This is a genomic window from Clostridium sp. D33t1_170424_F3 (assembly GCF_015667585.1).
Taxonomy (GTDB): Bacteria; Bacillota; Clostridia; order Oscillospirales; family Acutalibacteraceae; genus Anaeromassilibacillus.
Window position 1 is genome coordinate 58,450 of record NZ_JADPEG010000001.1, and the last position, 23,069, is coordinate 81,518.

The window sequence follows — 23,069 nt, forward strand, 5'->3', positions numbered from 1 at the left end:
TTTATTTTGTCTAATTGTCTTCCTTACAAAAAACAGGGGCCCTTCGGGGCTCCTTTCCTTTTGCTCCGTTTCCGGCGCTTCCGCCGCCCGGCATGGCCGACAATTTCCGCTGCGCAGACAAAATAATCGTTTTGCACAATCCGACGCTGCCTTCCTCCTCTCCATCAGAATTGCAGCATCTGGTTAAGAGCTTATCAGAAACCCGCAATCACATGCAAAAAATACCACCATTTGGTTGCGCTCATTTTTTCTTCCTGCGCACCTCCAGCTGGTCCGCCATGGCGTACAGCATTGTCACGGCTTCGTCGTCATGGTTCAGCAGCTCCTTCACGCGCTCTCTGTTGGCAAAAAAAGCAGCGCGTACACCCCTCAGGTAGACGGAGTTTACTTTTTGGGGATTGGAGACTGAACAGAAAAATGAGATCAGGCTGGATGGAAACATCAGAATTTGAACATGTACTCGCGGCTCTGACGCCGCCAAACCGCCTTGCCTGCGAGCTGAGCGCCTGCACCGGGCTGCGTATCTCCGACGTGCTGAATCTGCGCTCTGAGAGGCTTCAGGAGCGCATGACCGTAAGAGAGCTGAAAACGGGTAAAACGCGCCGGATTCGTGTCCCTAAGACGCTGTTGGACCGCCTTACGGCGCAAAAAGGCAAGATTTACGTTTTTGAGAATCGGCTCGACTACCGCAAGCCCAGGACGCGGCAGGCTGTTTATAAAGACCTGCGCCGGGCGGCGAAGCTGTTCCGGGTGACGGAAACTCATTTGAGCCCGCACAGCGCCCGCAAGATTTACGCAGTTTCTGCGTACCGGCAGACCGGCAGCTTGCAGCGGCATACTCAATACAAAAAACCTCAGTGGAGCGCTGTCCATTTCTGCCAGTAGGCGGCGTCGCCGCGCGTGCTGGCCATCAGATCGTGCAGCGCGCCGAAGATCGTGCACCCCTTGCCCATGGCTTCGTGTCCGTCGAGGAAGCGCACCGTAATCAGCGCGCAGACCTCATAGACGCCCGCGGTGCAGTCGTACGTCAGGCTGACTGTCGAGACGGGCCTGCGGGCCGCCGAAAGGATGTACAGCACCAATTCCGAGCTCATCAAAACACCTCCCTGTATTGGCCGTCCACATAGCTGAATTTGCGGGTCGGCCCCTGTGATACCGCAGCTTCCTGATCGTCGTTGAGGTTGATGCGCAGCTGTCTGGCGGCGTCCGCGAACACGCCAAACAGCTGGATCAACCGCCGCCCGGCCATGGCCTCATGGAGCACGGGCAGCACTTTCTTATAGCCTTCGATGTCCAAATCCATGTGAAAAGGTTTCACCGCATACTTGGCAACCTCCGCGACCGCGTTGTTGCGTTCGCCCTCCTTGATGCGGGAAACGTAGACCTGCCAGAGGCCGTCGGGCGGATCCCCGAACATTCCGGCGCTGTAGCCGGTCCAGAGCAGGCGCAGCGTCTCCTGCGAAACGTAGTCCCGGCTCTTGAAGTAGGACGGGCGGACCGCCACCAGACAATGCAGATGCGGGTGATAGTCGTCGCGGTCGGGGTTGTAGGTGATTTCAAGGCTGCGCAGCACGCCCTTGAAGCTCCGCTTGAAATGGCAGAATCTGGAAAGCTGGTCGGTCTTCCCATAGAGCCGGTCGGAGAACAGGGCGGCGCTGCGCCAGAAGAGCCATTTGCATTGGGCCTTGAGATCGGCGGCGGAACAGTTTGGAATCGTCAGCGTCAGATGCAGATATGCCAGACCCTGCGGTTCCAGAAAGGAGAGAATTTTCTGCGTCTGCCCATAGACGCGGAGACTGCGCCGCCACTGGCACATGGGGCAGAACCGTTCGCGGCAAAGGTTGGATTTGACGACGTGACCTTCCTCATCCAGCTCCAGATAGGTGCCGCACTCAAGCAGGTGCCGGGCTTTGGACTCCCAGCCGGGAAGCTCCTGCATGGCCGTAGCCACAAGGAACGCGTATTCTTTGTGCATGCCATATCTTACAAGGATACTATTTTCTATTTTATTATTATTTTCAACGGTTTCAACAGGTTTTGAACACACGTTCGGTTTACAGGCCGATTCCCGGAAAACCCAGGCCCCATGCGGATTTTCAGCGTTTTTTGTTCTGAGAGCTGTTTCTATAGTATCAAGATAAGGAAGGGACGCCGTCAGCCGGGTGCGAAGCTTTGGAAGGAGCGCAGCACTTGCGCGGTCCCCTCGGCCCACCCCCGCTTGGCCGGGTGCGGATCAAAAGGCCGGGCGCAGCACGCCGCGTCGGGGGCGCTCGCGTTCCGCGTTGTGTGCTTGCCGCCGCAAAGGGAAAGGCAAACCGCTGCGGCGGCGGCGGGATACGCCGTCCTTCCCCTGTGCGTCGGTCGCGCACACTTCTTCGGTATGCGCCCAAGGCGTCGCGGGCCCTGCAGGTCCGCCAAACGGGGCCCCATCCCCATTTGTCGTCCCCTCCGGCCCCTTGCGCTGGGCGCCCGCTCACGCTCGGCACGGCCAGTGCCCCCCCGCCTTAGCACAGCCCATCGTCAGGGGCAAGGGCCTGCGGCCGCTGCTGCGGCGGCGGGGTTCGCCGCCCTTGCCCCCTCCTCGGCCTACCGTCGGCGGTCCTCTCCCGCGCAGGTCCCGGCAGCCGGGCAGCCCCGCCTCCGGTGCCGGGTTCGCTCCGCGGCGGGGGGGCTTTCGCGCCGGCCTGCGGGCCGTCGCTCCCGGTGTCGTTGGCGCACCCCCCGCCGTGCTCCGTCCGGGCTTGCTGCCCCTTGTCCTCCGCTCCCTCCGGTCGCCCGCTCCGTCCGGCTGCGCCTCCCGTCCCGGCTTCCCTCCGCCCTCCCGGGCGCGGGGCCTCCCTCGGGCTCCGTCCGGCTGCGCCGTCCTCCGCCCTCCGGGCAGCTCCCCACCCTGCCGCCGTTTCGGTCTCCCCATGGTAGCGCCTTGTCAAGGACGGCTGCGCCGCCGCCTGTGGCGGTCAAGGCTCGGTAAGCGCGCGCTTTGGAGCGCGTGCCAACCTCCCCTAAATCCTTGACCGGCGGCGCTGTCGCCAGACCGCCAAAACGCGCGGAAGCGCCCCCATCGCCAAACAGAGCCGCTCCGCGCCAAACACACAGAAAGGAAGTACCAACCATGACACAAGCCGAAACCAACGCCATCCTGAACGAGCGCCGCCACATCGCGGCAATCATCGCGCGCAACCAGCAGAAGCTCCACGACCAGATGGGCCTGTCCCGCGCCGACTGGTCGCGCTGGGCCCTTGCCAACCAGTGGCTGGCGCTGGAAAAACAGCGCCTCCAAATCCTCGGCAACCCAGACTACCGCGAAACCGCCCTTGACAACTACCACGCCCACAAATTCCCGCCCCCGCCGGAAGAAGAACCTCTCGGCAACCTCCCCAACTTCAAAGACCTCCAGCCAGAACCACCCAAACCCAAGCGGGGCCGTCCTCCCAAAGCTCGCCCCACCCAGCCGGCAAAAACTGCGCCCCAGCCCAGCGCCTCTCCGGCCGATGCTGCACAGCAGCCCTCAACCCCCAAGGCACAAAAAAAGACGCGGTGAAAATCCACCGCGTCGAAATTATCCAAAACTTTTATTTATTTTGTCTAATTGTCTTCCTTACAAAAAACAGGGGCCCTTCGGGGCTCCTTTCCTTTTGCTCCGTTTCCGGCGCTTCCGCCGCCCGGCATGGCCGACAATTTCCGCTGCGCAGACAAAATAAACGTTTTGCACAATCCGACGCTGCCTTCCTCCTCTCCATCAGAATTGCAGCATCTGGTTAAGAGCTTATCAGAAACCCGCAATCACATGCAAAAAATACCACCATTTGGTTGCGCTCATTTTTTCTTCCTGCGCACCTCCAGCTGGTCCGCCATGGCGTACAGCATTGTCACGGCTTCGTCGTCATGGTTCAGCAGCTCCTTCACGCGCTGCAAGCTGCCGGTCTGCCGGTACGCAGAAACCGAAAAAGGAACCCATGTGGGCTCCTTTTTCATAATTTTATTATTACTTTTAGAAAAAGGAGCTTCCTGCTGATGCTATCTCCTAAAATCTATTCCATGCGCAATGCGTCCACCGGCTTTAGAGCCGATGCCTTAATCGCAGGATAAACGCCGAAAATAGTACCCGTACTCAATGAGAATATTATGGACAACACAAAGATATCCCAGCGCGTTCCCAATGCAATTCCAAAAAGTGAAGCGCCAGTATAGGAAATTCCATAGCCCAGTACAATTCCGATGACACAACCAAAGATAGAAATGAAAATGGCTTCCAGCATAAATTCCAACATGATATCTTTTCTCTTGGCTCCTATAGCCTTTTTAATGCCGATCTCCCGTGTACGTTCGCTGACAGAAACCAGCATAACCGTCATAATACTTAAACTTGCCACAAGCAAAGAAATGGCGCCCACTGCGGATAATATCAGCGTTACAATGTTCAGGATGTTATCCAAGCCATCCTTTTGCTCGGCCAAATTATTGGATACAAACGTATCTGTTGTCCCATTATTTTGATTTAACGTGGCAACAATGGCTTTACCGGTACTGTCTAAATCACTGGAGGAAGCAATCTTTACTGCTATCTGGTCAAAGCTGCTCCTGCCGGAGGCGGTCTGCATGGTTGTATATGGAACATAAACAAATGTGGGAATATAATTTCCCAGCATGTTTTGCAGCAGCCCGCTGCCTGTCTTAATTACTCCAATAACTTCAAAATCTTCCAAAGTACCACCGCATTGAACAGAAACATGCTTTCCGATAATATTGCTTCTCATATAGGCATTTCTGGAAAACGATTCATCCACAAGGCAAACATTTGCATTGGTACTGATATCTTTGCTGGTAAACATCCTGCCGTAAAGAATTTGTATGGAAACAATTTGGCTGGCCGTCGTATCTATTCCCCAAACCAGTGCTTTCGTCTCTGTCTCCCGCGCGGAAACCGTAGTGCTTTGCATCAAGAGAGGGGTAGCCTGATCCACCCCATCGCAACTTTTCACTAGGTTTAAATCCGTATCCTTTAAAGTAATGCTTGATCCAGCCTGACAGGATATGGATAATCCATTCAGTCCCAAACTATCCAACTCGTTAGTCAAAGCATTTGAACCGCATTGGCTGATGTTTCCAATCAGGATAACCGAGGCAACTCCTATGGTAATGCCCAAAATCGTCAAAACTGTCCTTCCTTTTTTTCTCCCCAAATTATGATATGCGGACCGGATTACATCAATCATCGGAGCGTTCCTCCTCCCCCTGAGGAATCACTCTTGTTCCATTGGATACGGAGTCCGGATTGACTACAATTTTATCGTTATTGCTTAGCCCCATCTGCACTTCAAACCCGTCTTCATATTCGCCGCTCGTTTGAATCGGGGTTTTTATAACTTTTTGCCCTTCCAATTTATATACATATTCTGAGCCGTCTTTTTCCGCCCGCACGGCTTCATAGGGAGCAATCAAGACGTTATCATTCTGCTCTGTAATAATTTTAGCTTTTGCGGAAAAACCAGGTTTAATATCGTCACCGGGACTGTCGACACTGACGACTACCTCCACGACTGTTTCCTGCCCTGTTGCAGAAATCAGCTGTTTTGCCTCAGAGGAAATACTTTTTACAGTTCCAGTATAAACGGAATTTTTAAAGCCAACCCCGGTTATTTCCGCTTGTTGTCCGACCTGTATTTCGGAAATCTGAGACTCGTTAACAGACAGCCGAACCTGAAGTCCTTCATCACTGGCGATCGTCACCGCTGGTTTGCCAAACTCCAAGGTCCCCTGGCTGGAAACAGAGACAGCAGTAATCTCACCGGAAATAGGCGCCGTTAAAACCTGTTCTTCCTCTTCTTCCACATCGCCAACCGCTGGAACCTCTCCCTGTGTCGTGTATCCGCTGAGAAGAGCGGCATAAGTTTCCTGAAGAGATGTAGTATCCGGAACGACAGGTGTAGACACAATGCTCAGCAAAGGAGAACCTGCCTCCACTTTATCTCCTACTTTTACATATGTCTCCTTTACAGCCGCTGCAGTAGGCGGATATACGCTTCTTACAGCGACGCGTTCTACCTTGCCAGTACATGTAACAGAGCTTTCGACTGTAAGTGGTTTTACCTTTACAACAGTAGCCTTTACCGCACTATTCCTGATAATTCCGCCTATTAACCCAATTGCTGCGATCAGTACACATGTAAAGGTAACTAACTGTACATATTTCTTCATGCTGATTCCCCCATTCCGTTCTATTCTGTGAACGGGACGGAGAATTATACCTGTGAAACAGATGCATTTCCGGCGATTATTTTTCCATGATTCCTTCAACTGATCATGTATATTTCTATCAGGATTCACCAAAGATAATCCCAGTTTAAGCAAAGGAAGGGTGTAAAAATATTATGAGCATTATTCAATGCGACGTAGACTGCATCTATCAGCACGATGGTTATTGCAGCCTGGAAATGCCTTCGGCAATTACCAATTATAAGGGGGACGGCTGCGTTCATTGTATCAAGGTAACGCCCCGTGTTTATCCAGAGCAAACCGTTATTCCGCCAACGCCTCAAATGCCTCTTTAATGTTTTTTACCCCAATCAGCTGCATTCCACTGTGGTTGCTGCGGACCTGCTTTAAATTATGATGCGGCAGAATACACTTTTGAAAACCGAGTCGGAACGCCTCACTGATCCTGGCATCCGCGCTGGAAACCGACCGTAATTCTCCTGCCAGTCCCACTTCTCCAAATACAACGGCGTCTTCACTGAGAGGAACATCTTTCAAGCTGGAAACCAGTGCCATTGCTACTGCAAGATCTGCGGCAGGCTCGTCCAGCCGCAACCCGCCAACGACATTCAGATATGCGTCTAAGTTAGAAAAATAGTAACCGGCACGTTTTTCCAGAACGGCCAACAGCAAAGACATTCGGTTATAATCAAAGCCAGTCGCCATCCTGCGCGGATTTCCAAACCCGGTGGTGGAAGCCAATCCCTGGATTTCTGCGAGAATGGGGCGTGAACCCTCTATGACGCAGGTGACGCAGGTTCCGGATACGTGGATCGGCCGGCCGGACAACATTGCCAGGGACGGGTTGTCCACCTGCTGCAACCCGCTGTCTCCCATATCAAACACACCGATTTCATTCGTTGATCCATACCGGTTTTTTACTGCCCTTAAAATACGATATGGCATTTGACGGTCCCCTTCGAAGTACAGGACTGCATCGACGATATGCTCCAGGACCTTTGGGCCTGCAATCGCTCCATCTTTGTTTACATGGCCTACTAATATAGTGGGAATCTCAAGAGCCTTAGCCGTGTGCATCAATGCATTGGTACATTCCCTCACCTGTGTGACGCTTCCCGGGGAAGAATTCAAATCAGTAAAATTCATAGTTTGTATGGAGTCGATCATTACCAGGTCCGGTTTATCGCAGCGAATTTGCTCCATGACATTCTGCACGTCGGTTTCCGTTAAAATGTAAAGGTTTTCGCTGTTTACTCCCAGGCGGGTCGCGCGCAGCTTAATTTGCCGGCTGGATTCCTCTCCCGATACATATAAAATACGCAGGGATTGTCCCAGATATTCGCAGATTTGCAACAGAATGGTCGATTTACCAATGCCCGGTTCACCGCTGATTAAAATAAGGGAACCTTTGACAATACCGCCGCCCAGCACACGATCCAGCTCTGTCAGCCCGGTGTGATACCGGGCTTCTTCCGTTGTATCTATATTGTTAATTGCCACTGGCCGGATAGAGCTTTGATTCGATGCGGAAAGGCCGCTTCTTTGTGGAACTGCCTCTTTGATTTCCTCTGTCATACAATTCCACTGGCCACAACCCGGACATTTTCCATACCACTTAGCCGATTCAAACCCACATTCCGTACATCTATATACATTTTTGATTTTTTGTGCCATTTTGTCTGCCTCGTTCCCTATGTATTTCTTTACATTATACGGGAGGCTGACTGTGAAAACAAGACAAAGGTTCTAGTGAATCGATTGATAGTAGTCTAAAAATCCGTTATATATAGCAAAAGCCATTTGTTCCTGGTATTGCGGATCATTTAAACGCTGTGCTTCACTTTCGTTTGAGAGGAAACCACACTCCACCAAAACAGCGGGAACCTTTGTATTCCAAAGTAAATAGATGGAACTGGTCGCCGGTTTGCACTCCCGGGTATTTTCAGGTTGTAAAAGAGGAACTACTCTTGCCCGGATATTCTCCGCCAGCGTTTTGCTGTCCGGATGGTGGTTGGAATAAAACACCTGTGTGCCGTAATACCGGCTGCTGGTAAAATGATTCTGATGAATGCTCAGAAATATGCAGTCGCCTTGTTCTTCAATCACCTTCAGCCGGTTGTGAATATCAGAAACTTTACGTTCTTTTACCGTATCCAGTGCAGTGTCGCCAATCGAAACGTCTTCATCGCGGGTCATTACCACACGAAAGCCCGACAATTCAAACATCTTTTGCAGCTTCAAGGAAATTGCGAGGTTGATGTCCTTTTCCAACATTTTGGATACGCCTTCCGCGCCGCCGTCCTCCCCGCCATGGCCTGGATCCAGAACAATGACCGGCTGTTCTTTTGCCGCAAGATTAGACGCCATTTCGTCAATCTTCTGGTAGGATAAATAAGATAGCAGCAGAAAAATCAGGCAGCAGATAATTAAAACCGCGACCGGGGCAAAATATCCTTTACGTCCCTCCAATGTAATCACCTCACATGGAATATATATGTGAAGCAAAACATTGTATGCCTTGGGATAGAAAAACGGCGTTATAATTCATATAAAGTTTTATATTTTAGCCTTGATTTTTTTGTATTTGTATAAACTGCTCGCTTACTTTAATAGAAAAAGCCAGTTGGTGTAATGATTAGATAAAAATTGTCTGCAAATTTATCACTTTGTTTTTCATAAGGGCCTTCCCAAACAGGACAACTTCTTATATAATAGAATAGAATGTTTCCGCATCTGAGCATGAATTTGAACGGAGCAAATGGAGGCCCGACGGCTTATTTTCTAAGTCGCAGCCCTATTTTTTTGCAGTTTCAAAGTTTTTTTTAATTTTTTTAAAATGGATGCAATAAAAACAATGAGTTTTTCATTATGTTGATAGAGGGATGAAAATGTTGGTTCCAGGAAACCGGGACAACAGGAAAAAGGAACAGCTGACAGACACGCTCATGCGTGAGGTCGCAAACGGTGACAGGACCGCTTTTGAAGAACTGTACCGCATGACGCAAAATTCTGTTTACTGTTATCTTTTGTCCATTGTCAAAAGCCACTCGACTGCGGAGGATTTGATGCAGGATACCTATCTCTCCATCCGTAAGTCGATACAACATTATATTCCTCAAGGAAAGCCCCTGGCGTGGATTTTTACGATTGCTAAAAATCTGGCCTATATGGAGCTTCGCCGGGTCCAAAAGCAGGAGACCTCCGATTTTTCTGACGAGGAAAATCAAATCGGAGTCGACGTGATTTCCAGCACTGTAGACAATCTGGTATTGAAGAAGGCGCTGGAGATCCTGAATGAACAGGAACGGAAAATTGTTCTGTTACACGTAACCCAAGGGTTTAAGTTCAGAGAAGTTTCCTCCCTGCTTGCGATTCCGCTTGGCACAGTTCTTTCCTGTTACAACAGAGCGATTAAAAAGCTTAATAAAGCAGTAAATGAAAGCTCTGGCTGATTTTTGGATCTTGGTCTAAGCACTGTCTACAAGGAATGTAGGTGCGTATGAGACTATGACAAGAAAAGAAATGAAGCAATCCTTGAAGAATGCCGTTCTGACAGCTACTCCCGATGTACTGGGCGAGATCCTGGCAGTACAAAATGATTACGCTGTTGTGGAGTTTAAAAAGGAGAGCAAACCCAAATCGCATATCTCCTTTAGAATGGCTAGTTGTGCGATTGCTGCGGCGTTTATGTTGATTATCGGTATCTTCTATATAGTACAGCCTACAGTAGATTCCATCGTCAGCATCGACGTTAACCCTGGTATTGAGCTATCTGTGGATCCTCAGGATACGGTGGTGAAATACAGGGCGCTGAATGAAGACGCCGTAAAAGTTTTGGACGGTATGAACCTGCAAGGGACTGAGTTGGGAGTTGCCACGGATGAAATTATCGATTCGATGATTCACAAAGGGTATTTGTCCCCAGAAAGTCCAGAAAACACAATTCTGATCTCTGTAGCCAATGATGATGCCCAAAAGGCGCAGCGGTTGCAAAACAAGCTTACCACCAGTGTTGACAGCACTTTGAAGCGGAACAATGCGAAAGCAACGATTCTGCAGCAAAATGAATCCTTGACAGACGATGTCAAATCCCTTGCCAAGGAAAACAACATTTCGGTAGGAAAAGCAGATTTTGTAAAAAAACTTGCGGCAACGGACGAAAGTCTGAATACCCAGGACCTCGCTGCCATGTCCATCAAAGAGCTCACCTCTCTGGTAGATATTCATCAGATTGAACTAAGCGGTGTTGTTACAACAGATACCTCTTCTGAAGAGCCGGCGGATAATGATTTTGTATCGGATGGCGACGATATCATTGTCAAAGATCCTCCCCCATCGGAACCGGAATCTGATAACAGCTCGAGCAGTTCTTCTCCGGATAAAAAGCCGGATAAGAAGCCGGGTAGTGACAACGACGACACGGTCAAGGACAGCGGTATCCCTCCGGTAACACCTCCAGAAAGCAGCGAGCCTGCCGAGGAAGAGCCGTCGGAGAACAGCAGTTCGGCAGTAACCAGTGATCCAACAGGTGCCCCCCCTATCGGTGATCCGGATCAAAACGTACTCATAGAGGAAGGCAATATCGGCCCCTATTGTGAGTATTGTGGAAACTTGCTTTCCATCTGTGAAGGCAAATGTGACCAGTCCGAAGGAAAACAGTTTTGTCAAAATTGTGGTCAATTACTTTCTGTTTGCAATGGCGCCTGTACTGAGGCGGTAGAGCCTGTACAGCCATCGTCAGTTGCGGAAGGCAATTTGGGCAAGAATCCTGGCAGCATCGAAGGTGCAGTAATGCAAAAGGGTACATAAAGTACCTCCATAAAGAAGAAGCTATGGTAAGTTTCCATAGCTTCTTCTTTTTTGTACCAAAATCAACAAATGTGGTAATACGATTCCGGCTGAAATCAATGGGTATAGAATTTCAGTTTACAACTAAGGTAATATAAAAACGGGCTCTTCCGCTATGAATCGGAAGAGCTCGTTTTCTGTTTCACTTACCCAAACAGATTTGGGAAAAACTTTGCAAGATATCCCTGAACAAAGATAGCTAGAACGATCAGCGGCAGAATAAACGTCACATAAAAACGAATCCATTTGGGGAACTTCATACCTTTGCCTGTATTGGCCTCTGTAAGGAAATTCTTCCAACCCCAGCCGCCTTTGGATACGCAGAAAAGCAGATACACAAGCGATCCCAATGGAAGCAGGTTATTGCTGACAATAAAATCTTCAATATCCATGATATTACTTCCCGGCCCCATCGGCTGGATACCGCTTAACAGATTGAAGCCCAGAACGCAGGGCAGCGAGAAGATAATGACAATTACAATATTAACCAAAACCGCTTTTTTACGGCTCCAGTTCCACAAATCCAGCGCATAGGAAATAATGTTTTCGAAGACGGCGATGATGGTGGACAGCGCGGCAAAAGACATAAATACAAAGAAGAAGGAACCCCAAATCCTGCCCCCTGCCATGGAGTTAAACACGTTGGGAAGCGTTATGAAAATCAGATTTGGACCGCTGTCCGGGCTCACGCCGAACGCAAAACAGGCGGGAAAAATGATTAATCCGGCAACCAGAGCCACGCCGGTATCCAACAGCGTTACATTGATTGCTTCACCGGCCAGCGACCGTTCTTTTCCGATGTAGCTTCCAAAAATTGCAATGGAACCGATTCCAAGGCTCAATGTAAAGAATGCTTGTCCCATCGCCGCAAAGATCGTATTGGATATACCGTTCTCTGCAAGCTTTCCAAAGTCCGGATACAGATAGAAACGCAAGCCCTCTTGCGCGCCGGGCAGTGTAACCGACCGAATCGCCAACAGGATCATAATGATAAACAAGCTGACCATCATGACCTTGGTTACCTTTTCAACGCCCTTCTGCAGACCAAACGAGCAAATTCCAAAACAAAGTACAACCACAAAGATCATTGCAATTGTCATAATACCAGGGCTCTGTGTGATCTGTTGGAACGCGCCTTGCACTTGGTCTTTATTTAATCCTTCAAAATCTCCGCGCAGCATTTTAATAAAATAAATAAACATCCATCCGCCAATAGTGGTATAGAACATCATTAAAAGATAGTTGCCAAACATTGCAAAGTATTTATGAAGATGCCACTTTGTACCTTTTGGTTCCAATACATCAAACGAAAGCGCCGCACTTTTCTGGCTTGCACGTCCTACGGAAAATTCCATTACCATGATGGGTAAGCCCAGTATTAATAGAAAGAACAAATAAATCAGAACAAAAGCCGCGCCTCCATACTGTCCTGTCACATATGGGAACCTCCAAACGTTTCCCAACCCGATTGCGCAGCCTGCGGATATCAACAGAAATCCAAGCCGCGAAGAGAACTTTTCACGCTGCATGTTAAAACTCCTTTACGCTCCTCATTTTCCCCATTAACCGCATATTCTATGTATCGTCACATTCCGCATCTGCACATGGGGAATTTTATTATATACAATCTTCCCAATGTTATTTTACGAAACAAGCAACTATCTTGTTTCTATACAAAATTTTTCATTGAAGTTTACTATATTACTATGTTACAATAGAGGTAATCTGAGAGGAGGATTCCCATGAAAATATCGACCAAAGGACGTTATGCGCTGCGCTTGATGTTGGAACTGGCAGAGCAGTACGACGCATCCTATATATCCATAAAAGACATTTCCACCCGGCAGGCAATATCCGGTAAATATCTGGAGCAAATCATCGGTCAGCTGACGAAAGCCGGTTATGTCAAAAGTGCAAGAGGCGCTAACGGCGGGTATCACCTGACCAAACCGCCAGAAGCCTATACCGTCGGCATGATTCTAAGACTGGCGGAAGGCAGCCTTTCCCCCGTCGCCTGTCTGGATACACCGGAAAATCCCTGTGCCCGCGCAGATACCTGTGTGACGCTGGAGGTCTGGATGAAGCTGAAGGATGCCATTGACAACGTGGTAGATCACATTACCCTGCAAGACCTTCTGGATCGGAAACATGCGATTGCAGAAAAAGAAAATTGCAGGGACTCTTGACAAATCCTGTAATCTGCGTATAATAGCATTATCCAATAAATTCCTATTATTTTTATAGGATTACTATGTTAAGGAGGGATGCAGCGTGACGACTTATTCTGTAAGGCGACTGCTATGCAGTCGTATGGTGCTGGCTCGAATGTGCCGCTGCATTTCTTTCTGTACTTTTATATGAAAACAGTTGCGTTTTTCCAGTCTCTGAGCGATTTCCGATTGACCTTGCAGAAAATTTTTCTGTTGCGTTCAGAGGTAGAAAATTTGGATTAAATTTAAGAACGAAAGAGTGATTGCAATGAGCCGCACCGATCATAAATGGAAATTTGAAACCTTACAATTGCACGCCGGGCAGGAAACGCCCGATCCGGCGACAGGCGCGCGTTGTGTGCCGATTTATCAGACAACCTCCTATGTATTTCAGGACTCCGCACAGGCTGAAGCGCGCTTTGCTTTAAGCGATCCCGGCAACATTTACTCCCGAATCACCAATCCCACCACCGACGTTTTTGAGCGGCGTATTGCCGCACTGGAAGGCGGCGCCGCAGCCTTGGCAACGGCCTCTGGAGCCGCCGCAATTACATATGCGGTGCAAAACATTGCACAAGCGGGTGACCATATTGTCGCTGCAAACACGCTTTATGGCGGTACTTACAACCTGTTTGCCCACACCCTTCCCTCATTCGGTATTACTACGACCTTTGTCAACCCGGATCAGATTGAAAATTTTGAGCGGGTAATTCAGCCCAACACCAAGGCGTTTTATTTGGAAACCCTGGGCAACCCCAATTGCAGTCTGATTGACATAGAAGCGGTTGCAGCTCTTGCCCACCGCAATGGAGTACCGCTCATTGTAGATAATACCTTTGCAACTCCGTACTTATTCCGCCCCATTGAGCACGGCGCGGATGTTGTAGTCCACTCCGCCACCAAATTCATCGGCGGTCACGGTACATCTGTTGGCGGCGCGATCATCGATTCCGGCCGGTTCGACTGGACCGCCTCGGGGAAATTTCCGTGCCTGACGGAGCCTGATCCCAGTTACCACGGCATTCGTTTTACGGAAGCCTGCGGTTCCGCTGCATATATTACCCGCATTCGTACGGTACTGCTGCGTGATACCGGCGCAACGCTCAGCCCGTTTCATTCCTTCCTGTTTTTGCAGGGACTGGAGACGCTCTCTTTACGTGTGGAACGGCATGTGGAAAACACGGTTCGTGTAGTCGAAGCGCTGCAGAAGCATCCAAAGATTGAACGCGTCAATCATCCCTCTCTGCCGGAAAGCCCTTATCATGCGCTGTACCAGAAGTATTTTCCAAACGGCGGCGGTTCTATCTTTACGGTAGAGATAAAGGGCGGCGCGGAGGAAGCCAAACAGTTTATAGACCGATTGCAGGTTTTCTCTCTGCTGGCCAATGTTGCAGACGTCAAATCCCTGGTCATTCACCCCGCCAGCACCACGCATGCACAGTTGACGGAGGAGGCGCTGCAGCAGTCCGGAATCAAGCCGAACACGGTCCGTCTTTCCATTGGAACGGAGCATATCGACGATTTATTGTACGATTTGGAGCAGGCGTTATCTTGATTTTCCAAAACCTCTGACATAAGATGAAGTGAAATCCGTCGATTCCATGCGGATTTTATTTCATCTTATCTTTATGTATGTTATAATAATTTCATCTGTCTACGAAGCCTGTACAGCTGCAAACGAGACTCTTACAGGCCGAGCGTTCGGTACATAGCTTGATAAACCGTTAAAGAAAGGATGTATTCCATCTTGAAAATAAAAGAATTGCTGCAAAGCGACCGGGTTACCGTATCCTGTGAAATCTTTCCACCTAAAGCTGGCGCGGACATCAGCCGGATTGATGCGGTCGTCCAGAAAATTGCCTCTCTTCATCCGGATTTCATCAGCGTCACCTATGGCGCCGGAGGAAGCACCTCCAAACGCACTCTGGAAATCGCCACAAAAATACAGAGCACCTATCACATTCCGGCACTGGCGCATTTGACCTGCGTGTCCTCCACAAAAGAAGATATTTCCTCCATGCTTGGCACAATGAAAGAAAGTGGGATTGAAAACATCCTGGCACTGCGCGGCGACATTCCTCAGGATTCCGATTTTCCCTCTCCGGCGCAGTATCATTACGCCAGCGAACTGATCCAGGATATCAAAGCGCAGGGGGATTTCTGCATTGGCGGAGCCTGCTACCCGGAGGGCCATGTGGAATGTGAACACAAGGAAGACGACATTGATTTTTTAAAGCGCAAGGTCGACTGCGGCTGCGATTTTCTGACGACGCAGATGTTCTTTGACAACAATGTGCTTTACAATTTTTTATACCGTGTCCTTTCCAAGAAGATCAACGTACCAATTGTCGCGGGCGTTATGCCGGTGATCAACAGCCGGCAGATCAAGCGCTCGTGCGAGTTGTCCGGTACGGCGCTTCCCCCGCGTTTTAAGGCGATCGCCGATAAATTTTCGGACAAACCCAAAGCGATGAAACAGGCCGGAATTGCTTACGCGACGGAACAGATCATCGACCTGATTTCCAACGGCGTCAACCATATCCACCTCTACACCATGAATAATCCGGAAATTGCCGCAGAGATTATGGGCAACCTCTCCGCCATTATCAGGGACGAGGAAGCATGAACATCGACCGGCAGGAAGTCCTGCGATATTTGGGGTATCGTAACACTGATCCGGGCCCGGAGGTGCTGCATCACATCGCGGACTGCACGGAGGAACTGTTGCAGGTGTGCACGCCGCATCACATTTTTCACCGGGAGACTCTGCAGCTTGCCGCACCGGATACGGTGTTGTTCTCCGGAATCACCGTACACAGCAGGAGTTTATACCAGCATCTGACGGGATGTACGGAGATTATCCTCTTCGCCGCCACACTGGGGGCCCCTGTTGATCTGCGGCTGGAGCGCTGCTCCAAGCTCTCGATGAGCCGGGCCGTGATTATGCAGGCGTGTGCGGCGTCCCTGATCGAGTCCTTCTGTGACGAATGCCAGGAACCGATTGCGTCGGAAGCCGCCGCCAAAGGGCTATATCTGCGGCCGCGTTACAGTCCCGGCTACGGGGATTTTGATATTTCGCACCAGCATGATTTTCTGGCGATTCTGGACTGTCCAAAACGCATCGGCCTGACGATGACGGACAGCTTCATGCTGGCCCCTTCCAAATCCGTGACGGCAGTAATCGGTTTAACGGCGGAACAGCAAAGCTGTCACATCGCCAAGTGTATGACCTGCCAGGCAAAAAACTGTCCATTCAGAAAGGGTTGAACCTATGGGAATTTTCGATCAGTTGGGTAAACGTATGCTGTTCTTTGATGGCGCAATGGGAACCATCCTGCAGGAAAACGGGCTGGGCGCCGGAGCGTTGCCAGAGCTTTGGAATCTGCAGAGACCGGAATTGATCCAACAAATCCACCGCTCCTACCTGGAGGCCGGCGCGGATATCATAAAAACCAATACCTTTGGCGCGAACGCAGTAAAACTGCGCGGCTGTGGACATTCCGTTCAGGAAATAATAGAAAGCGCGGTAAACGCCGCAAAAAAGGCTGTGCAAGCCAATGACGGCACAGGGCTGATCGCTTTGGACATCGGCCCTACCGGAAAGCTCCTCCGGCCGCTGGGAGACCTCTCCTTTGAAGACGCATACGCGGCATTTCAGGAAGCTGCTGTCTGCGGGGAGCGCGCGGGAGCGGACCTCATCCTGATTGAGACCATGAGCGACACATATGAAGCGAAAGCGGCACTTCTGGCAGCAAAGGAAAACACATCCCTTCCGGTCTTTGTCACCCTGATATTCGACGAACAGGGAAAGCTGTTGACCGGCGGTAATATTGCGGCTGCAACCGCAACCCTGGAAGGGTTGGGCGCCGACGCGATTGGATTCAATTGTGGCCTCGGCCCGGAACAAATCAAAGAGCTGCTGCCGCAGATGAAATCCTGCTGTTCCATCCCCATGATTGTCAATCCGAATGCAGGGCTTCCCCGCTGTGTCGACGGCAAAACGATTTTTGACGTATCGCCAAATGCATTTGCATCATCCATGGCGGAGCTCGCTTCCATGGGGGCTTGGATCGTCGGCGGATGCTGTGGAACCACGCCAGCTCATATTGCGGCGACTGTACAGGCCTGCAGGGAAATTCCGCCCACGCCGCTGGAAGCACACGAGCTTACAGTGGTTTCTTCCTACTCGCGGGCTGTTTCATTCGGAAATCGTCCCATCCTGATCGGTGAACGCATCAATCCCACGGGAAAATCCCGTTTTAAGCAGGCTCTTCGGGAAAACGACATGGACTATATCCTGCGGGAGGGTATCGCGCAGCAGCAGAGCGGCGCGCATATTCTGGACGTCAACGTGGGTCTGCCGGAAATCAACGAGACCGAAATGATGTGCCGCGCTGTCACAGAGCTGCAAAGCATCATCGATCTTCCCCTGCAGATCGACACCGCCAGCGCAGAGACGATGGAACAGGCGATGCGGATATACAACGGAAAGCCGTTGATCAACTCCGTAAACGGCAAACAGGAGAGCATGCATGCCATTTTCCCATTGGTTAAAAAATACGGCGGCGTTGTAATCGCCCTTACGCTGGATGAAAGCGGCATTCCGGAAACGGCGGAAGGACGCTTGGCAATCGCTCAAAAAATTGTCGATACCGCCGCGTCTTATGGAATCAAGAAAAAGGACATTATTGTGGACGTGCTCGCTATGACGATCAGTGCGGGGCAAGGGGCCGCCGCCGTCACGCTGGATTCCCTGCGCCTGGTGCGTGAGCGGCTGGGGCTGTACACCTCCCTGGGCGTATCCAATATTTCCTTTGGTTTACCACAGCGGGAAACCATTAATGCGGCGTTTTTTACAATGGCGCTGCAAAACGGTCTGAGCGCCGCTATCATTAATCCAAATTCCCAGGCGATGCGAAGGTCGTACGACGCATATTGTGCGCTCAGCGGCTGCGATGCGCAATGTATGGACTATATTGCCCGCTATTCTCAGCAGCCTGCAGAAACAGCCCCCAAAACCGCAGCACAGATGACATTATCGCAGGCAATTGTCAGCGGCCTGAAGGAAAGCGCGCACAGTGCGGCACAGGAGCTGCTGCAAACAAAAGAGCCGCTTGTTATCATCAGCGAGGAGCTGATTCCGGCGCTCGATCGGGTGGGGAAAGATTTTGAAAAGGGAACGCTGTTCCTCCCCCAGCTTTTAATGAGCGCAGATGCGGCAAAAGCCGCATTTGAGGTCATCCGGGCACAGATGGATTCGTCCGGTTCCGAATCGCAAGTAAAAAGGGATAAAATTGTTTTGGCAACCGTCAAGGGGGACATCCACGACATCGGCAAGAATATCGTGAAGGTTTTGCTGGAAAACTACAGCTACGACATCATCGACCTTGGCAAAGATGTGCCGCCTGAAAAAGTAGTAGAAGCGGTAAAGGAACACCGCGTCAAGCTGGTGGGCCTCAGCGCCCTGATGACGACCACCGTGGTAAGCATGGAGGAAACCATCCGGATACTGCGGAAGGAAACGCCCTCCTGCAAAGTCATGGTCGGCGGCGCGGTGTTGACGCAGGAATATGCAGATATGATCCATGCGGACCGCTATGTGAAAGACGCGATGGATTCGGTACGCTATGCACATGAGCTCTTTGGGGAATAAATAAAGCCGCCGGCTTCCGCCAGAGGCTTTCTATCAGAAAAACCGTCTGATCGGTAGATCAGGCGGTTTTTCTTTTCTCTATTTAATAGGCCGCGCTTAATGGGTTTAACACACCATACGCTTTGTTTTCTATATCTTCAATGTAGGGGATTGCTTTTCCCGCCCCAAGCGCCACGCAAATATCCGGCTCATCTGCAATGTGGACCGGCATCTTCGCCTTTTTGGAAATCAGACGGTCAAATCCGTAGAGCTGTGAAGAGCCGCCCGACAGGATAATACCGTCCGTGTAGACGTCGCCCATCAGTTCCGGCGGCGTTTTCTCCAGCATTTCCTGTACCGTCCGGATAATGGCCATGGCAGGCTCAATCAGCGCCTCCAGCATCTCGTCGCAGGAAATGTCCGCCCACTGCGGCAGGCCCGTCATTGCGTTCCGGCCCTTGACACGGTGTTTAACCATTTCCTTGCGCGGATACACGCAGCCAATCGCAATTTTTACTTCCTCCGCCATGCGTTTGCCAATAATCAGGTTATACTTCCTGCGGATATATTTTATGATTGCTTCATCAAACGTATTGCCAGCCGTTTTGATGGAGCGGGAAATTGCAATACCGCTGAGGGAAAGCACCGCCATATCCGTCGTACCGCCGCCAATATCCACAATCAGTGTTCCGTGCGGCGTTGAAATATCCACGCCCGCTCCCATCGCCGCCGCAACCGGTTCTTCGATCAGGCAGATTTTTCGCACGCCTGCGGCACTGATCACATCCACGACCGCACGCTTTTCCACCTCTGTAATCAGCGAAGGGACGCTGACCACCACGCGTGGCATAAACACCTTGCTGCCGCTGATTTTTTTAATGTAATGGCCGATCAGGTATTGCGCCATGTCAAAATTTGAAATGACGCCGTTACAGAGCGGCTGCACAACATCGATGCGGTCCGAGGTACGCCCCACCATTGCATAAGCTTCTTTGCCAATGGCAACCACTTCTTCGGTTTCCACATTAAACGCGACTGCGGAGGGCTCTTTTAAAATAATCCCTTTTCCATCCAGATAGATTTTTGTTGTGGATGTTCCCAGGTCTATTGCAATGTCTGTTCCAAGCATTAACAATCACTTCCAATCAAAATCCCATATATTCTATACCCCTACTGACTATTGTACACGAGTAGGCTTTTATTATAATGCATCCGTAAAAAGTTTTCAACAAACATCTTATTGCACCACGGCGATTACCGCACATAAGACAGACGCCGCTCCATGGCACAGCAGAACATCCGCACATTCCTGCAACGTCGCTCCGGTCGTCATAATGTCGTCGATCAAAAGGATCCGCTTTCCCGTTATTTCTTCGCCCGGCAGAAACCGATACACACCACGGACGTTCTTCGCCCTGTTCCGGCGGTCCAGCTCGTGTTGAATCCTGTTTTCTTTATACTTTTCCAGTATGACCCGATATGGCAGTTTCAAAAGCTGTGCGGCCTCTTTTGCCACCAGCGCGGACTGGTTGTAGCCCCGCGCACGCATGCGGCGTTTGGAAAGCGGCACCGCTGTTACCACATCTACCCGGCTCAAAAACTTCTGTTCCGCCAGTTCCTCACAGATTCCTTTTGCATAGACCGGCGCATGCTCCCGGCATCCGTAAAATTTAAAGCGCAGGATAGATTCCCGAACTTTTCCCTCATAGAGATACGGCGCCACGCACCACATGGCCTTTCCGCCGGCGCTTTCATTCAAACGGCTGAGCCTGTGGACGCGCTGGACTTCCCTGGCACACGCTTCACAGATCGGACAGCCGGGATACGTCACCTCGTCACAAAACACACAGTGTGGTGGAAACAGCATATGGAGCAGCATGGAAAAGAACGACCCATGTCCTGTTTTCTTCGCATTTTTAAAGTGTTTCACAGGATCAACCCTTGTTGCAGCTCCTCTTCACCGGTGAGGAAGGAAAGCAGCCCAGAATACCGTCTGGTTTTCCGGGCATTTGCCACCATTGCCTGTACCGTTCTCTGCGTGCCAACCAATACCAACAGGGTTTTGGCGCGCGTAATGGCAGTATAAAGCAGGTTGCGGTAACAAAGCTGCGGCGGCCCGGAAAACATGGGGATTACCACAGCCGGAAACTCGTTGCCCTGGCTTTTGTGCACCGTCATCGCATAGGCCAGCTCCAGTTCGGCCGCCGCCTCAAACTCATATAAAACCAGACGGTCGTCGTCCATCAGGACCGTGAGTACGGAAGCGTTGCGGTCAATATCATATAGAATTCCCATATCGCCATTGAATACGCCCTCCCCCGTGGTTCCGTCCGATTTGTTCCAGGTAAGATCGTAATTGTTCTTAACCTGCATGACCTTATCGCCCTCCCGGAACAGGACGCCGTTGATCATCGCCTCTTTTTTCTTTTTATCCGGCGGATTCAGCACCGCCTGTAACCGCCGGTTCATCTCGTTGGTGCCCAGCTCTCCCTTCCTGCCCGGGCACAGGACCTGGATGTCCGTCATGGGGGAATAGCCGTAGCTGGCGGGAAGACGGCGGTTGCACAGGTCCACAATGGTGGATGAAATCTCCTGCGCGTCGTTGAACGGAAGGAAAAAGAAATCGCTGGAATGCACGCGAAGCTCCGGCATCTCCCCGGATACGATCCGATGCGCATTGGTCACGATCAGGCTCTCCATGGACTGCCGGAAAATCTCATTCAGGCGCACCACCGGGAACCGCTCGGAAGCGATCAAATCGCCCAGGATATTGCCGGGGCCCACACTCGGCAGCTGGTCGCTGTCCCCCACCAGAATCAGACGGCAGCCCAGCGGCAAAGCCCGCAAAACCGCTTCAAAAACCGTGACGTCCACCATGGAAAGCTCGTCTATTACCAGGACGTCGCAGTCCAGCGCGTTTTTCTCGTTGCGGGAAAAGACGGGGACGTCGTTGTCGTCCCACTCCACCTGCAGCAAACGGTGCAGTGTCTTGGCTTCTTTTCCGGTCAAATCCGCCATTCGTTTTGCCGCGCGCCCCGTGGGGGCCGCCAGCAAAACCTTTTCACCCTTCATTTCCAGAATCCGGATAATTGCGTGCAGCGTGGTTGTTTTACCCGTGCCGGGACCGCCCGTCAAAATCAGCATGCCCTTGGACAGCGCCTCTTTGATTGCCAGCTTTTGCAGCGCGGCGTATTGGATCCCGCACTCCCGTTCCATAGCGGAAACATATTGGTCGATTCCCACAATCGGCGGCGCGGGATAGCATAGCAGCATCTGCATCCGTCCCGCGATATACACCTCTGAACGGTGCAGTTTCGGGATGAAAATAAACTCCTTGCCCTTAAGCGGCTGAGACAGCACGGAGCCGTCCTGCTTGAGCTGCTCCAGCGCCTCTTCCGTCAGGGAAACTTCCACTCCCAGCATGCCGGAAGCCGCTGTAATCAACTTTTCCGCAGGCAGGCAGGTATGTCCATTATTGACGTTGTGTTTTAAAACAAATACAATCCCCGCGCGCAGGCGGCACAGATCATCCTGCGGACGCTCCATAGACGCCGCAATGTCGTCCACCCGGCTGAATTCAATATTTAACCCTTCTTCGCAGAGGCAGTACGGGTTTTCCTGCACGCGGTCCGCAGCCTGAGCGCCGAACTGCTTCCAGATGCGCACCGCCTCCTCCGGCGTAATGCCATAACTGCTGAAATAAAGCATCATTTCCCGGATACCGTGCGCGCGCTGAAACTCCTCTCCGATTTTCAGGGCCTTGGACTTTGTAATTCCTTTGATCGTACACAGGCGCTGCGGTTCGTTTTCCAAAATGTGCAGCGTGTTGTCCCCAAAGGTATCGACAATGCGGGCGGCAGTTGCCGCCCCCACGCCCTTGATTGCGCCGGAAGACAGATATTTCAACATGGCGGCCGCTGTGGCCGGCTTGGAACGCTCGAACGTCTCCACCTTAAACTGCGTGCCAAAGGTGGGATGGCTGCTCCAATTGCCGATCACGCGCAGCTCTTCGCCTGCGCTGACCCACGGCATGGTCCCCACCACGGTGACCAGCTCTTCCCCGTTGTTCATTTCCAAAACGGTATATCCATTCTTTTCATTTCGGAAGACAATCCGGTCGATCGACCCGGTCATCTCCAAAAGCGTCTCTTTATGCATCCTCA

General features: G+C 51.1%; 21 protein-coding genes. 10 read left to right on the forward strand and 11 right to left on the reverse strand.

Annotated features, from left to right (window positions below; genetic code table 11):
* On the forward strand, positions 1–187 hold a 187-nt coding region (locus I4V53_RS13860; protein WP_207747799.1), incomplete at its 5' end, for a hypothetical protein.
* A 245-nt stretch (positions 188–432) separates the two neighbouring features.
* Positions 433–885, forward strand: coding sequence for a tyrosine-type recombinase/integrase (locus I4V53_RS00250; RefSeq protein ID WP_195983434.1), 453 nt, complete (start codon positions 433–435; stop codon positions 883–885).
* Here the strand turns inward: I4V53_RS00250 and I4V53_RS00255 are convergent.
* Together I4V53_RS00255 and I4V53_RS00260 are read right to left on the reverse strand one after the other, a co-directional pair.
* Positions 855–1,094, reverse strand: a complete 240-nt coding sequence (locus I4V53_RS00255; protein ID WP_195983435.1) for a hypothetical protein — start codon at positions 1,092–1,094, stop codon at positions 855–857. The genes I4V53_RS00250 and I4V53_RS00255 overlap by 31 nt on opposite strands.
* Entirely contained in the window at positions 1,094–1,975 is an 882-nt protein-coding gene (locus I4V53_RS00260) for a protein rep (protein ID WP_195983436.1), read from the reverse strand. The genes I4V53_RS00255 and I4V53_RS00260 overlap by 1 nt, the downstream gene beginning before the upstream one ends.
* A 1,137-nt stretch (positions 1,976–3,112) precedes the next feature.
* On the opposite strand from I4V53_RS00260, the gene I4V53_RS00265 reads away from it, so the two are divergent.
* On the forward strand, positions 3,113–3,541 hold the full coding sequence (locus tag I4V53_RS00265; protein WP_195983437.1) for a hypothetical protein: 429 nt from the start codon (positions 3,113–3,115) through the stop codon (positions 3,539–3,541).
* A gap of 275 nt (positions 3,542–3,816) precedes the next feature.
* Here the strand turns inward: I4V53_RS00265 and I4V53_RS00270 are convergent, their stop codons facing one another.
* The 5 genes from I4V53_RS00270 to I4V53_RS00290 all read right to left on the reverse strand — a co-directional run bounded on the left by I4V53_RS00270 (position 3,817) and on the right by I4V53_RS00290 (position 8,694).
* The gene (locus I4V53_RS00270) at positions 3,817–3,975 is read right to left on the reverse strand and encodes a hypothetical protein (RefSeq protein WP_195983438.1); all 159 of its coding nucleotides are present in this window, start codon (positions 3,973–3,975) and stop codon (positions 3,817–3,819) included.
* A 56-nt stretch (positions 3,976–4,031) separates the two neighbouring features.
* Positions 4,032–5,216, reverse strand: coding sequence for an ABC transporter permease (locus I4V53_RS00275; RefSeq protein WP_195983439.1), 1,185 nt, complete (start codon positions 5,214–5,216; stop codon positions 4,032–4,034).
* Positions 5,209–6,198, reverse strand: a complete 990-nt coding sequence (locus I4V53_RS00280) for an efflux RND transporter periplasmic adaptor subunit (protein WP_195983440.1) — start codon at positions 6,196–6,198, stop codon at positions 5,209–5,211. Before I4V53_RS00280 ends, I4V53_RS00275 begins: the two co-directional genes overlap by 8 nt.
* A gap of 321 nt (positions 6,199–6,519) precedes the next feature.
* Positions 6,520–7,890 (reverse strand): DNA repair protein RadA, encoded by a 1,371-nt coding sequence (gene radA, locus I4V53_RS00285; protein WP_195983441.1) that lies wholly within the window; start codon positions 7,888–7,890, stop codon positions 6,520–6,522.
* Positions 7,891–7,962: 72 nt separating this feature from the next.
* The gene (locus I4V53_RS00290) at positions 7,963–8,694 is read right to left on the reverse strand and encodes an N-acetylmuramoyl-L-alanine amidase (protein WP_502709346.1); all 732 of its coding nucleotides are present in this window, start codon (positions 8,692–8,694) and stop codon (positions 7,963–7,965) included.
* 410 nt (positions 8,695–9,104) lie between these two features.
* On the opposite strand from I4V53_RS00290, the gene I4V53_RS00295 reads away from it, so the two are divergent.
* Both I4V53_RS00295 and I4V53_RS00300 read left to right on the forward strand, forming a co-directional pair.
* Positions 9,105–9,668, forward strand: coding sequence for an RNA polymerase sigma factor (locus tag I4V53_RS00295; protein ID WP_195983442.1), 564 nt, complete (start codon positions 9,105–9,107; stop codon positions 9,666–9,668).
* Between the two features lie 55 nt (positions 9,669–9,723).
* Entirely contained in the window at positions 9,724–11,025 is a 1,302-nt protein-coding gene (locus I4V53_RS00300; RefSeq protein WP_195983443.1) for an anti-sigma-I factor RsgI family protein, read from the forward strand.
* Between the two features lie 185 nt (positions 11,026–11,210).
* On the opposite strand, the gene I4V53_RS00305 is transcribed toward I4V53_RS00300, so the two are convergent.
* Positions 11,211–12,593, reverse strand: a complete 1,383-nt coding sequence (locus I4V53_RS00305; RefSeq protein ID WP_195983444.1) for a sodium-dependent transporter — start codon at positions 12,591–12,593, stop codon at positions 11,211–11,213.
* Between the two features lie 213 nt (positions 12,594–12,806).
* Here I4V53_RS00305 and I4V53_RS00310 point away from each other — a divergent pair, with 213 nt between their 5' ends.
* From I4V53_RS00310 to I4V53_RS00330, 5 genes are all read left to right on the forward strand, one after another.
* On the forward strand, positions 12,807–13,250 hold the full coding sequence (locus I4V53_RS00310) for an RrF2 family transcriptional regulator (protein ID WP_195983445.1): 444 nt from the start codon (positions 12,807–12,809) through the stop codon (positions 13,248–13,250).
* A gap of 292 nt (positions 13,251–13,542) precedes the next feature.
* Positions 13,543–14,829, forward strand: coding sequence for an O-acetylhomoserine aminocarboxypropyltransferase/cysteine synthase family protein (locus I4V53_RS00315; RefSeq protein WP_195983446.1), 1,287 nt, complete (start codon positions 13,543–13,545; stop codon positions 14,827–14,829).
* Positions 14,830–15,021: 192 nt separating this feature from the next.
* Positions 15,022–15,900 (forward strand): methylenetetrahydrofolate reductase [NAD(P)H], encoded by an 879-nt coding sequence (metF, locus tag I4V53_RS00320; RefSeq protein ID WP_195983447.1) that lies wholly within the window; start codon positions 15,022–15,024, stop codon positions 15,898–15,900.
* A complete protein-coding gene (locus tag I4V53_RS00325) occupies positions 15,897–16,541 on the forward strand; it encodes a vitamin B12 dependent-methionine synthase activation domain-containing protein (protein WP_195983448.1) in 645 nt (214 codons plus the stop codon). Before metF ends, I4V53_RS00325 begins: the two co-directional genes overlap by 4 nt.
* A 4-nt stretch (positions 16,542–16,545) precedes the next feature.
* Positions 16,546–18,927, forward strand: a complete 2,382-nt coding sequence (locus I4V53_RS00330; protein ID WP_195983449.1) for a homocysteine S-methyltransferase family protein — start codon at positions 16,546–16,548, stop codon at positions 18,925–18,927.
* Positions 18,928–19,009: 82 nt separating this feature from the next.
* On the opposite strand, the gene I4V53_RS00335 is transcribed toward I4V53_RS00330, so the two are convergent.
* From I4V53_RS00335 to recD2, 3 genes are all read right to left on the reverse strand, one after another.
* Complete coding sequence (locus I4V53_RS00335) at positions 19,010–20,035, reverse strand: rod shape-determining protein (protein WP_195983450.1); 1,026 nt, start codon at positions 20,033–20,035, stop codon at positions 19,010–19,012.
* 108 nt (positions 20,036–20,143) lie between these two features.
* Positions 20,144–20,836, reverse strand: a complete 693-nt coding sequence (locus tag I4V53_RS14105; RefSeq protein WP_195983451.1) for a ComF family protein — start codon at positions 20,834–20,836, stop codon at positions 20,144–20,146.
* Positions 20,833–23,064, reverse strand: coding sequence for an SF1B family DNA helicase RecD2 (gene recD2 / locus I4V53_RS00345; protein ID WP_195983452.1), 2,232 nt, complete (start codon positions 23,062–23,064; stop codon positions 20,833–20,835). The genes I4V53_RS14105 and recD2 overlap by 4 nt, the downstream gene beginning before the upstream one ends.
* Between the last annotated feature and the right edge of the window lie 5 nt (positions 23,065–23,069).

Excerpts from the sequence above, each read along its gene's own strand:
- I4V53_RS00275 (WP_195983439.1), bottom strand. The coding sequence starts at position 5,216 with ATGATTGATGTAATCCGGTCCGCATATCATAATTTGGGGAGAAAAAAA.
- I4V53_RS00305 (WP_195983444.1), bottom strand. The coding sequence starts at position 12,593 with ATGCAGCGTGAAAAGTTCTCTTCGCGGCTTGGATTTCTGTTGATATCC.
- I4V53_RS00325 (WP_195983448.1), top strand. The coding sequence starts at position 15,897 with ATGAACATCGACCGGCAGGAAGTCCTGCGATATTTGGGGTATCGTAAC.
- I4V53_RS00280 (WP_195983440.1), bottom strand. The coding sequence starts at position 6,198 with ATGAAGAAATATGTACAGTTAGTTACCTTTACATGTGTACTGATCGCA.
- I4V53_RS00330 (WP_195983449.1), top strand. The coding sequence starts at position 16,546 with ATGGGAATTTTCGATCAGTTGGGTAAACGTATGCTGTTCTTTGATGGC.
- I4V53_RS00300 (WP_195983443.1), top strand. The coding sequence starts at position 9,724 with ATGACAAGAAAAGAAATGAAGCAATCCTTGAAGAATGCCGTTCTGACA.
- recD2 (WP_195983452.1), bottom strand. The coding sequence starts at position 23,064 with ATGCATAAAGAGACGCTTTTGGAGATGACCGGGTCGATCGACCGGATT.
- I4V53_RS00250 (WP_195983434.1), top strand. The coding sequence starts at position 433 with ATGGAAACATCAGAATTTGAACATGTACTCGCGGCTCTGACGCCGCCA.
- I4V53_RS00335 (WP_195983450.1), bottom strand. The coding sequence starts at position 20,035 with ATGCTTGGAACAGACATTGCAATAGACCTGGGAACATCCACAACAAAA.
- I4V53_RS00260 (WP_195983436.1), bottom strand. The coding sequence starts at position 1,975 with ATGCACAAAGAATACGCGTTCCTTGTGGCTACGGCCATGCAGGAGCTT.
- I4V53_RS00310 (WP_195983445.1), top strand. The coding sequence starts at position 12,807 with ATGAAAATATCGACCAAAGGACGTTATGCGCTGCGCTTGATGTTGGAA.
- radA (WP_195983441.1), bottom strand. The coding sequence starts at position 7,890 with ATGGCACAAAAAATCAAAAATGTATATAGATGTACGGAATGTGGGTTT.
- I4V53_RS00295 (WP_195983442.1), top strand. The coding sequence starts at position 9,105 with ATGTTGGTTCCAGGAAACCGGGACAACAGGAAAAAGGAACAGCTGACA.
- I4V53_RS00265 (WP_195983437.1), top strand. The coding sequence starts at position 3,113 with ATGACACAAGCCGAAACCAACGCCATCCTGAACGAGCGCCGCCACATC.
- I4V53_RS00315 (WP_195983446.1), top strand. The coding sequence starts at position 13,543 with ATGAGCCGCACCGATCATAAATGGAAATTTGAAACCTTACAATTGCAC.
- I4V53_RS00270 (WP_195983438.1), bottom strand. The coding sequence starts at position 3,975 with ATGAAAAAGGAGCCCACATGGGTTCCTTTTTCGGTTTCTGCGTACCGG.
- I4V53_RS00255 (WP_195983435.1), bottom strand. The coding sequence starts at position 1,094 with ATGAGCTCGGAATTGGTGCTGTACATCCTTTCGGCGGCCCGCAGGCCC.